Annotated in this window: 9 protein-coding genes; 5 read left to right on the top strand and 4 right to left on the bottom strand. The window is 56.6% G+C overall.

The window, feature by feature from the left end; translation table 11 throughout:
- Nucleotides 1-46: 46 nt before the first annotated feature.
- The 3 genes from VE009_RS15360 to VE009_RS15350 all read right to left on the bottom strand — a co-directional run bounded on the left by VE009_RS15360 (nucleotide 47) and on the right by VE009_RS15350 (nucleotide 2,859).
- Nucleotides 47-931 (bottom strand): carbohydrate ABC transporter permease, encoded by an 885-nt coding sequence (locus VE009_RS15360; protein ID WP_325009075.1) that lies wholly within the window; start codon nucleotides 929-931, stop codon nucleotides 47-49.
- Between the two features lie 16 nt (nucleotides 932-947).
- The gene (locus VE009_RS15355; RefSeq protein WP_325009534.1) at nucleotides 948-1,817 is read right to left on the bottom strand and encodes an ABC transporter permease; all 870 of its coding nucleotides are present in this window, start codon (nucleotides 1,815-1,817) and stop codon (nucleotides 948-950) included.
- A 292-nt stretch (nucleotides 1,818-2,109) separates the two neighbouring features.
- Nucleotides 2,110-2,859 carry a phytanoyl-CoA dioxygenase family protein gene (locus VE009_RS15350; protein WP_325009073.1) on the bottom strand — a complete coding sequence of 250 codons (750 nt, stop codon included), beginning with the start codon at nucleotides 2,857-2,859 and terminating at the stop codon, nucleotides 2,110-2,112.
- Between the two features lie 220 nt (nucleotides 2,860-3,079).
- Between VE009_RS15350 and VE009_RS15345 the strand changes: the two genes are divergently transcribed.
- From VE009_RS15345 to VE009_RS15325, 5 genes are all read left to right on the top strand, one after another.
- On the top strand, nucleotides 3,080-4,054 hold the full coding sequence (locus tag VE009_RS15345) for a LacI family DNA-binding transcriptional regulator (protein ID WP_325009071.1): 975 nt from the start codon (nucleotides 3,080-3,082) through the stop codon (nucleotides 4,052-4,054).
- 136 nt (nucleotides 4,055-4,190) lie between these two features.
- Nucleotides 4,191-5,501 carry an ABC transporter substrate-binding protein gene (locus VE009_RS15340; protein WP_325009069.1) on the top strand — a complete coding sequence of 437 codons (1,311 nt, stop codon included), beginning with the start codon at nucleotides 4,191-4,193 and terminating at the stop codon, nucleotides 5,499-5,501.
- A 98-nt stretch (nucleotides 5,502-5,599) separates the two neighbouring features.
- A complete protein-coding gene (locus VE009_RS15335) occupies nucleotides 5,600-6,484 on the top strand; it encodes a sugar ABC transporter permease (protein WP_325009067.1) in 885 nt (294 codons plus the stop codon).
- The gene (locus VE009_RS15330; protein ID WP_325009065.1) at nucleotides 6,484-7,326 is read left to right on the top strand and encodes a carbohydrate ABC transporter permease; all 843 of its coding nucleotides are present in this window, start codon (nucleotides 6,484-6,486) and stop codon (nucleotides 7,324-7,326) included. Before VE009_RS15335 ends, VE009_RS15330 begins: the two co-directional genes overlap by 1 nt.
- Before the next feature lie 33 nt (nucleotides 7,327-7,359).
- On the top strand, nucleotides 7,360-8,874 hold the full coding sequence (locus VE009_RS15325; RefSeq protein WP_325009063.1) for a glycoside hydrolase family 32 protein: 1,515 nt from the start codon (nucleotides 7,360-7,362) through the stop codon (nucleotides 8,872-8,874).
- A gap of 64 nt (nucleotides 8,875-8,938) precedes the next feature.
- On the opposite strand, the gene VE009_RS15320 is transcribed toward VE009_RS15325, so the two are convergent.
- The gene (locus tag VE009_RS15320; RefSeq protein WP_325009061.1) at nucleotides 8,939-13,666 is read right to left on the bottom strand and encodes a DUF7402 domain-containing protein; all 4,728 of its coding nucleotides are present in this window, start codon (nucleotides 13,664-13,666) and stop codon (nucleotides 8,939-8,941) included.
- Nucleotides 13,667-13,756: the final 90 nt, after the last annotated feature.

The following is a 13,756-nucleotide window of genomic DNA, read 5'->3' as shown; positions in this document are numbered from 1 at the left end:
ATTTTGCCCCCTGATTGCTTTACTTAGCCCGCAACGCGCGATCCCATCATCCTTTGACCGCGCCGATCGCGATGCCCTTCACGAAATACTTTTGGAAGAACGGATACGCGACCAGAATCGGAATAATGCCGACGACCGCGATCGCCATGCGCACGGTTTCGCTAGGGAGTTCCATAGCGGAGCTCGCACCATATGCCGTACTGGACGTCTTGATCGCCTCGATGTTTTGAATCATTTGGTTCAATAGATTCTGGATACTGAACAACATCGGATCCGACAAATAAATCAACCCGTTGTTCCAGTCGTTCCAGTAAGCGATCCCGTTAAATAATCCGATCGTCGCCATGATCGGCAGAGAGAGCGGGAGCACGATTTGGAAGAATGTGCGCATCTCCCCCGCTCCGTCCATTCTCGCCGACTCGAGCACCGGTGTCGGCACGGTCGTACGGAAGAAGGTGCTCGCCAGGAACACGTTAAAGCCGTTCATCAACAATCCGGGAATCAGCAGCGCCCAAATCGTATTCTTGATCGCGAACACTTGCGTGTAAATCAAATAGGTCGGAACCAAGCCGCCGTTGAACAGCAGCGTAAACACCACGAAGAAGGTAAAGAAGCGATTGAACGGCATCTCCCGCTTCGAGAGGCCGTACCCCAGCATCACCGTCATCACCAAGCTGACCGTCGTGCCGACCACCGTGACGAGGACAGTAATGCCGTATGCCCGGGAGATGACGTTGAAATTGGACAACAAATATCGGTATGCATCGAGGCTGAACGCCTCGGGGATAAACTTGTATCCATGCTTGATAATCTCTTGCTCGCTCGACATGGACGAGGCGATCAACAGTACGAAGGGCACGATGCACAGGATCGAAAACACTGCCAAGCATACGTGCGAAATCCATTGCCATAATCGATGATCCATACCCATTGCCGTTCACCTCGATTTAAAATAGGGCGTTCTCTTTGCTGAACTTTTTCACCGACCAGTTTGCAAACAGTACTAACGCAAACCCGACGACCGATTGGTAGAAGCCTGCGGCGGAGGACATGCCGATGTCGCCGTTCTGCAGCAACCCTCTGAACACGTACGTATCGATGACGTTCGTCGTGTCGTACAGCATTCCCGAGTTCATCGGCACTTGATAAAACAGTCCGAAATCGGAATAGAAAATGCGGCCGACCGCGAGCAGCGTCATAATAATAATGACAGGCATGATCAGAGGAATCGTAATCGTCCGAATTTGCTGCCATTTGTTCGCCCCGTCCAACGTCGCCGCTTCGTAATACTCCGGATCGATGCCGATAATGGAAGCCAAGTAAATGATGCAGGTGAAGCCGACCGTCTTCCACAGCTGTACGAACGTTAAAATATAAGGCCAGTACTGAGGTTCCATATACCACGAGATGGGATCCATGCCGAACAGGGGCAAGATCGAATTGTTTACGTAGCCCTGCGCATTGCCGAAAAACGCGAACGCCAGATAGCCGACGATGACCATAGAAATGAGAAAGGGCAGCAATATGATGCTTTGGTACAGCCTGGACATCAACTTGCTGCGCACTTCGTTCAACAAGATGGCGACCGCGATCGAAAGGATCGCCGTCAGGACGATGAACACCCCGTTATACAATAATGTGTTCCGAGTGATAATGTAGGCGTCCGATGTCTTAAAGAGAAACATAAAGTTATCGAAGCCGGTCCACGGGCTGCCTAAGATGCCCCTCGCATAGTCGATTTTCTTGAACGCGATGACGAGACCGAACATGGGCAAATAATTGTTGATGACCAAATAAATCAGGCCAGGCAGCATCATGAGGAAGATCGGAACATAGGGTTTGTAGCGATTTTTCCATACGTTCGCCTGTTTCTTCGTCGCCGCCGCGGGTTTCGTTGTGATGGTGACCATCGTTCTGCTCCTTCCTAGTTGACCGAAATCTATCTGCATAAGTTCTGCCCTTATCGTAAACGTTTCGCCCCCGAAGCTACTACCGAGCTTTCGACCTTCAAACAACAAAATTTCGACCACTTTCGTTTTTTTTGGCAAAAAAAAGAAAGAGCACCCGTCCGGGCGAAAGGTCCCGTGACGAATGCTCTATTATGCAAGTTTATTGAAGAATGTCCCGTACCCCGCCCCAATGCATCCACATGTCCGTCATCGGCTTCCGCCATTCGTGATCGACATGCGTCATGCGGAAGAAGACGGCGTACCGGATGTTCGGCGACACGTTCGGCGCGATGCCGTGCCCCAGCAAATAATGGCACAGGATCATATCGCCGGCGCGTCCCGTAATTTGGCGCGGCTCCGGCAGCTCGACCGGCGGCAGCCCGTTCAGCAGCGCTTCCGGCCCGTGCTCCCGGAAGTATTGCTCGAACTGCCGATGGCTGCCCGGCCACGCCGTGAAGTTGCCCGCGTTCGTCTCCGGCAGATCGCTCAGCAGAATGCCGACGAGCGCGGTGAAGCTCGCGATCGTTCCCTCCTTAACGCCGTTCGTCGGCGTGTACATGCCGTCGAGATGCGGCGCCGGACGCGGCGGCGGATCCTGCAGCATCGGGAAGCGCAGCGCGATCTGCGCGCCCTTCCCCCGCCGGAAGCTGTCCCGGCCGTCCAAGGCGGACGCGACGAGATCGATCGCCGGGGTACGGTCGAACAAATCGCCGATGACCGGCGCCTGCTGCAGCTCGGGGCAGAACGATTGCGCGCGGTAGATCGGCATCTTCTCCGTATCCATCCCGCTGCCGATCGAATGGTTGATCGCCTGCAATGCGTTCCGGATCATCGCCGGCGGCACGACCCCCGGGATGCGGACGTAACCGTCGTCGATCAGTTGTTTCTTTTGGTCATAGGAAAGTTTCATGATTCGAATGCCCCTTCCTTTATGGATGTGGACCGTTTCCATAAAGGATAGCATGATGCGCTAACGTTTCCACCCCTAGAAACTATACTTTTTCGCCTGCCGGAACGAATTTCGCAGCCGCGGACTACCCTCCGAATCGCTAGGTAATTTATGAGGTTTGCTTTCAGGGCTTCCCGGAAGCTGATATAATTCGTTATTATTACTTCGAAGGGGGGAGCCTATGGCAACGATTAAAGACGTAGCGGAACGAGCCGGCGTCACGGTGACTACCGTCTCTCGCGTATTGAACAACCGCGGATACATCAGCCAAGAGACGCGCGAGAAAGTGTATCGCGTCATGCAAGAAATCAATTATCAGCCGAACGAAATCGCCAGATCGTTGACGCGCAAGCGGTCCATGATTCTCGGGGTCATCATCCCCGCGATCGCCCATCCGTTCTTCGCCGAGCTGACGAACCATATCGAACGATACGCCTCCTCGCTCGGTTACAAGATTCTGCTATGTAATTCCAGGCTGGATCAACAGAAGGAGAAGGATTACATCGACATGCTGAAAAGCAACCGCGTGGACGGCGTCTTCATGGCCAGCCATACGCTGGAGATCGATGAATATAAGAAGCTGGCGCGTCCGGTCGTCACGTTCGACCGGCGGATCGAGAACATTCCCTTCGTCTCGTCGGACAATGAACAAGGGGGCGCCCTCGTCGCGGAATTGCTCATGAGCAAGCAGTGCCGGAAAATCGCCCACATCAGCGGGAACCTGCAGCTGGATTTGCTGAGCAACCGCCGCACCGAATCGTTCGTGCGGACGCTCCGCGCCCGTTCCGTAGAACCGGTTCTCGTCGAATTGGGTCCCGACGTGTTCGAGGCCGCCGATAACGAACGAGTAATCGCGAAGCTGTTCGCCGAGCATCCGGACGTCGACGGCATATTCGCCAGCGGCGACTTGCTCGCGCTGAACGTCATGCAGGCCTGCACTGCGCGCGGCATTGCGGTCCCGGATCGGGTTAAGCTGGTCGGGTACGACGATATCGAAGTCGCCAAGCTGATGAACCCGTCGCTGACGACCGTGAAGCAGCCGTTGGAAGCGATGGCGCGCAGAGTCGTCGAATTGCTCGACGCCATGATCGCCGGGAACGATGTGCCGCTCGAGAACGTCCTGCCGGTCACTTTAATCGAGAGAGGAAGCACATAAGAAGCCCGATCGTTCCACGGTTCGGCTTTTCATTTTCCTCTTTGTGTCAACCGCTTGACATGACAACCGCTTGACATATATACTCAAGTCATGAAATCGCTTTACCGACTAATTCATTCAAGAGGGGTAGATACGTATGAAACGATTGCGGTTTGGCGGGGCTATGGCGCTTGCGCTCGGATTTGCGATGGTCGTTACCGCGTGCGGAGGCGGCTCCGAAGCGACGAGCCCGGAACAAGGTTCCAGCGACGCGGGCAAGACGGAAAATGTAAAGATTACGTTCTTAAACTCCAAGTCCGAAATTCAGCAGCAGATGAACGAAGCGGCGAAGACGTTCATGGACGCGAACGCCGGCATCACTGTTGAAGTCATCACGGCAGCCGAGAGCCAATCTCCGGTCGAGCGCGCATCGTCTCTGTACGCGGCAGGCACGCCGGCGACGCTGGCGATGCTCGATGCCGGCGATATCGCCAAGTTCCAAGACAAAGCAGCCGACCTTTCGAACGAAGCTTGGGTCGCCGACCTCGCGCAGCCGAACGAAATCGACGGCAAGACGCTCGCGTTCCCTTTCGCTGTTGAAGGCTACGGCTTGATTTACAACAAAGCCGTCGTCGAACAAGCGCTCGGCGGAGCATTCGACCCGGCGACGATCAATACGACCGACGCGCTGGCAGGCTTGTTCCAATCGATCGAAGCGGCAGGCGTCGCGCCGATGATCATCGGCAGCATGGATTGGTCGCTTGGCAACCACTATCTCGCTCTTGCTTATGCTACCCAGCCGGAAGGCGACGTATCCGCATTCTTGTCCCAGCTCCAAGCGGGCGAAGTGAAGCTGGCGGACAACGCGGCCTACAACGGCCTCTTGGACACCTTCGATGTGCTGAAGCAATATAACAAAGCGAAGAACGACCCGATGGCGGTCAACCTCGAGCAAAGCGCGGCAGCCGTCGCGAAGGGCGAAGCGGCGATGACCTTCAACGGCAACTGGCTCATTACGGAAATGCAAAAATCGAACCCGGACGGCGACTTCGGCTTCCTGCCGGTACCGGTCAGCAACGATGCGAACGATGCGGCGAACGCCTCCATCGCGATCGGGGCGACGAAGCAAGTATTCATCGACAAAGAAAAGAGCACTCCGGCTCAGCAAGAAGCAGCGAAGAAATTCCTGAACTGGCTCGTGTACGACGCCGCCGGCCAAGATTTCCTCGTCAACAAAGCCAACGTCATTCCGGCATTCAAGAACATCACGCTGGAGCTGAGCAACCCGCTCGCGAAGTCGCTGCAGGAGTACAACAACGCCGGCAAAACGATTCCGTTCGCAGGCAACTACGTCCCGGGCGACCACTGGAAGGTGCTTGGCGCTTCGATGCAAAAGTACCTCGTCGACAAATCCGACCGAGCGGCACTCGCTGCGGAAGTCGAAGAGTATTGGAAGAACGTGAAGTAAATCGTATGCACGCGCGGCAATGTCGGTGAGGGTTCGCGCCCTCATCGACATTCCTTATTTTCTACCCTGATTCACACTTGGAACTGGAGGGACACCGGATGATCTCCGAAAAAAATCGACTGAAACGGATCGGGAATCAGCTCTTCTTCACCGGGCCGACCTTAACGGCGTTCGCCGCCGTCATTCTCGCTCCTTTTATATACGGCATTTATATGACCTTCTTCACTTGGGACGGCATTTCGTCCGATATGCCCTTCGCGGGCTTCGGCAACTATCTCGGGGTGTTCCAGGACGATAAGTTTTGGACCTCGGTGTGGTTGACGCTGAAATACGTCGGGGCGACCGTCGTCCTGATCAATGTGATCGCCTTTCTGCTTTCCTACTTAGTTACCTCGGGCATGCGGGGGCAAAACTTTTTCCGCGCCGCCTTCTTTACGCCGAACCTGATCGGGGGCCTCGTGCTCGGCTTCATTTGGCAATTCGTATTTAACAATCTCTTCACGACGATCGGCGCGAAGTACGATATCGCGCTGTTCAGCAAAACGTGGCTCGGCGACGAAACCTTGGCGTTCTGGGCGCTCGTCATCGTCACCGTCTGGCAATATGCCGGATACATGATGGTTATCTTCATCGCGGGTCTCATGAGCGTGCCGAAGGATGTGCTGGAAGCGGCCAAAATCGACGGCACGGGCGCCTGGAAGCGGCTCACGCACATGACGCTGCCGCTGATGGTCCCTTCGTTCATCGTCACGATCTTCTTGTCGCTGCAGCGGGCGTTCATGGTGTACGACGTGAACTACGCGTTGACCGGCGGCGGTCCGTTCGGCAGCACGGTCATGGCTTCCATGCACGTGTACGATAAGGCGTTCCAGCGTTTCGATTACGGGGTCGGGCAAGCGGAAGCGTTCGTCCTGTTCTTCCTCGTCGCGACCGTTACGATTTTTCAAGTGTACATCGGCAAACGAATGGAGGTCGAGGCGTAATGAGAACGAGAATGCTGCTGCAAAACGTTGCGGTGTACGCGATCCTGCTGATCGCCCTGGCCGCCTTCTTGCTGCCGTTCGTCCTGCTTGTATTCAACTCTTTTAAAACGAATGCGCAAATTATCGACTCTCCGCTGTCGCTGCCCGCGTCGTTCTCGTTCGACAACTTCGGCGCCGCCGCTCGCGAAATGAGCTATATGAGCAGCTTTTGGAATTCCGCCTTCATTACCGTCAGCAGCGTATTGCTGATCGGCCTGTTCGCCGCGATGACCGCGCACTATTTCGTGCGGAACCGGACGAAGTTCAACAACGCCATGTTCTTCATCATGGTCGCATCGATGATCATCCCGTTCCAGGCGATCATGATCCCGCTCGTGTCCATCTACGGCCAAAAGCTCGGATGGATTCAAACGGCGCCGGAGCTGACGTTGATCTTCATGTACATCGGATTCGGCAGCTCGCTCGCGGTATTTATTTACCACGGCTTTATCAAGAGCATTCCGACCGAGCTGGAAGAGGCGGCGTTCATGGACGGGTGCACCCGCAGACAGACGTTCTTCCGCATCGTTCTGCCGATTTTGACGCCGACGACCGTCACGATCGCGATCCTGAACGTGTTGTGGATCTGGAACGACTTCCTTCTGCCGCTGTTGATTTTGCAAAACGCAGGTCAGCAAAGCTTCACGCTGCCTTTGGCGATTCAAGTGTTCAAGGGGACGTACTCGTCGGACAACGAAAAGTTTTTGCCGGCCGTCCTTCTCGTCATTTTGCCGATTTTGCTCGTCTACCTTTTTGCGCAGCGCTTCATACTCCAAGGGGTTACGCAAGGCTCCGTGAAATAAACTCGCGACTACTAAGGAATTGAGGGTTGCATCGTGAAAATACAAACGCAGCATGACACTCATCAGCAGGCCATCGCGAAAGCGGAGCGGTTCGTCGGACAGACGCTCGCAAGCGCGAAGGACGACCCGCACCGCTTGGCGTACCACGTCAGTCCGCCGATCCATTGGATGAACGATCCGAACGGACTGATCCACTACAACAGCGAATATCATTTGTTCTATCAATATAACCCTTACTCCCAGCAGTGGGGCGACATTCACTGGGCGCATGTGAAAAGCTCGGACTTGGTCCGCTGGGAACGTCTGCCGATCGCTCTCGCGCCAAGCGCGGAGTACGACGTCAACGGCTGCTTCTCGGGCAGCGCGGTAGAGCACGACGGCAAGCTGTACCTGTTCTATACGGCCAACATCTTCACGACCCCGGTCGGCATTCCGGACGATCTGATCCAGCAGCAATGCGTTGCCGTCTCCGAGGACGGCGGTGTGACGTTCGAGAAATTGCCGGACAATCCCGTTATCCCGGCGCCTCCGGCGCACATCGGGCAGACGAACCATTTCCGGGACCCGAAGGTGTGGCTGCATGAAGGCACGTGGTATATGGTGCTCGGCGCGAAGAAGGACGGGCGCGGCAAGGTGCTCGTCTACACCTCGCAGGATTTGTTAACTTGGGAGTATCGGAATGTCCTTACGGAAAGCGACGGCACGATGGGCTACATGCACGAATGTCCGGACCTGTTCCCGCTGGGCGGGCAAGACGTGCTGCTGCTCTCCCCCGAAGGCGTCGAAGCGCCAAGGCTGTCGGGCTACTACGTCGGACAATTCGATCACGACGCCTGCCAGTATGCGCACGGCCCGTTCCGTAAGCTCGATTACGGCTTTGATTTCTACGCGCCGCAGACGTTCCTTGACGACAAAGGCCGACGCATCTTGTTCGGCTGGATGCCGATGGACGGCAAGGCGCTCGGCAAAGATTGGGCGGGCAGCATGACGCTGCCGAGAGAGCTCTCGCTGACCGAAGACGGCCGGCTGCGGATGCAGCCTGTGGAAGAGCTGCAATCGCTGCGCGGACGTCATGTCGCTGCCGGAGAGCTGTCCGTCGCGGACGGCGAGCTCCGCTCCGTGCCGGGCATCGAAGGCGACTGCGTCGAGTTGATCGTCGCTTTCGACCTGGCGAAGTCGGACGCCCGCGAGCTTGGTCTGCGCGTTCGCTCCTCAGCGGACGGCTCGGAATACACGGCCATCCGCTACGACACCGCCGCGAAGACGCTGTCGTTCGACCGGACGCGCTCCGGCGCCGGCGAGACGGGCGTAAAATCTTGCACGGTGGAACATCTCGGCGGGGACACGCTGACCCTGCGCTTGTTCCTGGACCGTTCCACGGTCGAGCTCTACGCGAACGAAGGCGATTACGTCATGTCCGGCTTCGTGTTTCCGAATCCCGAGAGCCGGGGCATTCAAGTGTACGCGGTCGGCGGCACCGCCGTCGTTCGCCAAATTGAATTCTGGGAACTGGAAGACGTCTCGGCAAGCCTCCGGGCTTCGCTGTAAATTTGAGAACCTTAGCTCGCTCGCGAGCTAAGGTTCTTTGTTGTTCGATCAGATCGAAAAGTTCTTAGAAAATCTCGATTTCCGACAATCCGACGTTACTGCCCGCTCCGCCGGTCACCTCGAATGTAACCCACTCGACGGTTTTACGATCAAATACGACTTCTCTCATGCTTCCGTCCTCCGGTATTCCGCCGACCGGTATGCTGCTGCCGTCGCTGAAGCGGAGCACGCCGGTCAGCGCGTTGTCCGCCAAGTTGATTCGGTCGTACAACCGTATGCGGTCGATCGTTACCGGTTCGTTCCAATTCAATTGAATCCACGGGTTCGATTCGCCGCTCGACGCCCACTCCCCGTGGTCGTGATAACCGACTACGCCGTCGGCCGCTCGCGCGGAACCGTAATGATCGCTGTATTGCGAGGAAGCCGTAATCGCCGCCTCCCTGGCGCGGTTGACAGCCTCGACCATTCGAATCTCCGACAATCCGACGTGGGTCCCGCTTCCCTCGGTTACCTGAAATTTCATCCAGGAAACCGCCTTGCTCGGGAACGTGATCGCCTTGCCGGACCCATCGTTCGGAATGTCCGACACGTCGATCGTCGATCCGTCGCCGAAAGTAAGCGTCCCGCCGCTCGCGTGATCCTGCAAGTTGACCCGGTCGTAAAGCACGACTTCGTTGACCAGCTTCAGACCCGGCCAATCGAGGCGGATCCACGGAAGCCGCTCGCCGTTCGACGCCCATTCGCCGCGGCCGTGAACGCCGATCACACCGTCCGCCGCCTTGGCCGCGCCATACTCTTCGTTAAATTCCGACGAGGCGGTTACGAGCGTGCCCGCATGCCCTCCCTCCTGGAACGCTTCGATTTCGGACAGCCCCACGTTGGCGCCGGAACCGCCGGTGACTTGGACTTTCAACCAGCGCACCGTCTTCGGATCGAAGCTGATCTCTTTGAACGCCCCGTCCGCAGGAATGCCCTCGACCGGTATCTGGGTACCGTCGCTGAAGTAGACGGACGCGGTCACGGAATTATCCTGCAGGTTTTGCCGGTCGTACAACTTAATAGATCGGATGGTGACGTCCGACGCCCAATCCAATCGAAGCCACGGATTCGATTCGCCGTTCGACGCCCATTCACCGGCGCCGTGCACGCCGGCTATGCCGTCGACCGCTTTCGCGGCTCCGTAATCCGCATTATATTCGGAAGATGCGGTCGCAACGGCCAGCGGGGCGACGTTGCCTCCCGAGACGTCGAGCGGGAACGTGCGAACGGACACCGCATGGCCGGGCGCGGATTCGTTGCCGAATACGTCGTAGGCTGCGACCGTGTACGTATATGTCTGTCCTCCCGTAAGGCCGGTGTCCAAGTAGCTCGTGAAGTTCGCCTTGAGATCGGCGATCGGTTCGCCGTTCCGATAAATCGTGTAGCCCTGAAGCCGAACTTGATCTGTGGAGGGATGCCAGGACAACGACACTCTCGAATGATTTTGCGCGAACGCCTGCAGCGCTTCGGGAACCGATGGCGCCTCCGTGTCCGTAATGACGCCTACCCTCGCACCCGCGGCCACCGAGTAATCGCCCTTCGCACCGTTCCTAACCGCGCGCACCCGGTAGTAATAATCGTGCTTCATATCGGAGGTCACCTGATCATCGTAGTAACCGTTCGTCGTCACCGAGGCGACATACGAGCCCGGGCCCGGGACGAAGTCGGCGCTCGTGCCCCGGAACACTTCGTAATGCGACAAGCGATCGTCGGCAAGATCGTTCCAGGTCACATACGTTCCGTTCGCGTTCGACACCGCGGATACGCCCTGAACCTGTTCCGGCGGCTGTCCGTGAACGATCCGGAGCGTCACCCAGTCGTGACCTTCGATGTCGAACGTGACGAACCGTCCTTCTGTCAGGTCGAGTATCTCGATGTCGTTCTCTACCATGTCGGTTCGAAAAACCCGCGCCGGAGCGAACGTGTTCAAATCGACGGTAACCGTCGTGTCTTCGCCTAACGTTTCGTTGAAACGAAGAATGACCCCCTCGCCGTTCGCCTCCGCCAGCTTCGCTGCCGTCAGAACGACGTTGTCCCGGTCGATCGTCATAAATTGCCCCGCGGACGCACGAAGCGTACCTTCCGGCTGCGCCTCGTCGATCACGACGCCGTGCAGCGCATGGCTCGCCTGCATGCCGAATCGGTCCGCGCGCCCCGCTTCCCAGTCCCCTCCCGCATGGGAAGCGATCGAATAACGGAAGGTTACGGGCCCCGGCTGCGTTTTCTGGAAATTCACATGCCACTTGTTGTTGAATACAAAGCTGTAGATCCACGGATTTTCCGTATTATAGTCCCAAGGCCCGAGCGCCGACCTACGCTCGCCGTACTGGACGATCGGGTTGGAAATCGGCGAGAGCGTAATGCCGTAACTCTCCTGGTCGGATGCGTCGATCCATCGGTTCACCGTGTAGTACGCCGTGCTGGAAGACAAAAACTGCTCGTTCTCCGGGTGGGCAATATCCGTTCGTACATACGGTCTCATGCTCCCGCTCGGCATCTCATGGCGCAGCATAAAGTTCGGCATGCGAAGCGGGAACGTAAAGAACGCTTCTTCATCCTGCGTCGCGTACGACGGCGCATCCTCCTTCACGACGTCGTTCACAATATCGATACGAGGCAAATCCTCATAGAGGATCACCCGACGGCGCATATCCTTGACGCCGACGGATACGCCGTCGGCGATCATCGTACCGAGCACGGGACCGGATTCGCCGGACAACTCCGCCTTCGGCACTCGATGCTCGGTATATACATCGTGGCTCATCTTCTTCGTCGTAAAGTAGATGAACTCATTCAATCGGTACGGCGATGCGGGGTCCACCATCTCGCGGTTGCCGTGCCGCTTGTCGACGATGCTGGAGATCGCCCCCGTATCGTCGAATGTAATTTTATAAAAGCGGTTCTCCAACGTGTCGTCGGTCGCAACGATGCTGCTCGCGAACGACGGCTCGCTCTCGCTCTCTTCGATCGCGAACGTCTTATACCCAAGTCCCGGGACGTCGGTTACGACGAAAACAATCGAACCGTCGTCCATCTTCTGGTATTTCACCGGCTGTCCCGTTTCTTGATCGATGAGATGAAACCGGTCCGGGAAGTCGTCGCCGGGCATGGTGACGACATCCGACCGCGCCCAGCCGAGTGCATTATAGACGACGACGGATTTTCCCGGAACGGCGATCTGGCCGCTTATGGATTTCAGCGACCGATCCAACACGCGATTCGCCAACGTATCGCTCGCGATCGCGGTGTTCCTCTTCCACCTCCATTGATCGTCCGGCTGCGGAATTTCACTTCCCCACGTATGTTCGTCATACAAAATCATGTTTCGATACGCGTCAGCCAGCTCCTGATACGGGTACTTGACGCCATCCACGAGGGCGTTCGCCAAGGTTGCGTAAAGCTCTGCGGCCGGCAGCTTGTCATGATTTTGTTTATTTAGCGCCGTCTCGTAAGCGGTCGAGGAGACTCCGTAGTTCCACCAATCCTCCATCGTCCCTTTGAAAACGGGAACCTTGTCGCCGTAATGCTCCGATACGTAGGAGAAGAAATCGTCGACCGTCGAACTAATGAATTGCGGGTATACGTAATTGCGACCGTGCGCATCCGTCTTCGCATTCAGGAACGCGATATTATCCTTCACGGCCTCCGTAATGCCTTGATTGTCGTAAGGCGTCGTGAAATCCGCGATGATCGCGTCGTAAGGGTAATCGCCCCTGTGGTAATGCATCAAGCGATCCGTAATGTTCGTGTAGGGAACTTGCGGATCCGAGTTTCGGAAATCGAATTCGTCGGTGGCGTAATGACCGTAATTATACGTCAAGATCCGGTTGTCCGGGTTGAGTCCCTCATAATAAAACAACTCGGGATAGGGCTCGAGCGGGTAAGGATTTTGCCGCAGCATCGCATAGCGAACGCCTGAAGCGGCGAATGCGTCGATAGCCGCCCACGACATGCCCGGACTATCGGACATATACAGCACCTTGTTCGAGGCGACGCCCAGCCTATCTAGTAGATGCCTATCCGAGTAGTACTGCATGCGGGCAAGCTCTTCCGTACCGAGCCCCCCGTACACCGTGTTCACATAGTTGGACGGATAGGTCAGCGTACCTTCCCGCAGCCGCGCTTTCACCGTCTCGAACCAGTCGGCATTCCGCGCGTTCCATGCCGAATCGTGAAGCATATAAGAGGCTTCGATCGGGTATCGAAAGCGATCGTTCGGCTCCCGGCCCTCGGTTTCTTCGATATAGCCGAGCGCATCGTCGAGATACCCCGGCCAAACGTCTTCCAGGAGCTCTTCCTGACCGTGGGTATACCCGATATCCAAATGCATATCGTGCGCGACATACACTTTCCAATGTCGAACTTTCCTCTGTTCGACCGTAAGCGAAGCGTGCGGCGCTCCTTGACCGTGCGCATTGAAATACAGCTCGAACGTCACCTCGTCGCCGTCCTGCTCCAACTCGGCGACGTAGACGGTTACCTCGTTTCTCCCCTTGGCAAGCCCCTGGATCTTTTCCATATAAGGCGCCTTGCCTTCCACCGAAATTTTCACCCATGCGTCGGCTCTAGCGTCATTGCCCTGCTCGATGAGGAGCTTCGTTTCCGATTTCAGGACGCCGCCGTCGTCGACGATCCATGGAGTTTGCACGGCCTCGATGATCGAAACTTTCGATGCGAACGCTTTCGGCGGAGACAAGGGAAGTGTAGAGAAGACTAGCAGCAGCGTCAGTACGTAACGAATCGTTTTACCCATTCCTGAATAACCTCCTTCGATTCTGCAACCTACCGTTGCAATCTTGTAATTCATGGTAAGTTTTCGAATAGTCGGGAGTAAATCTCAATA

Source organism: Paenibacillus sp. (genome assembly GCF_035645195.1).
GTDB lineage: Bacteria > Bacillota > Bacilli > Paenibacillales > YIM-B00363 > Paenibacillus_AE.
This window is presented reverse-complemented; position numbering and strand designations above follow the sequence as displayed.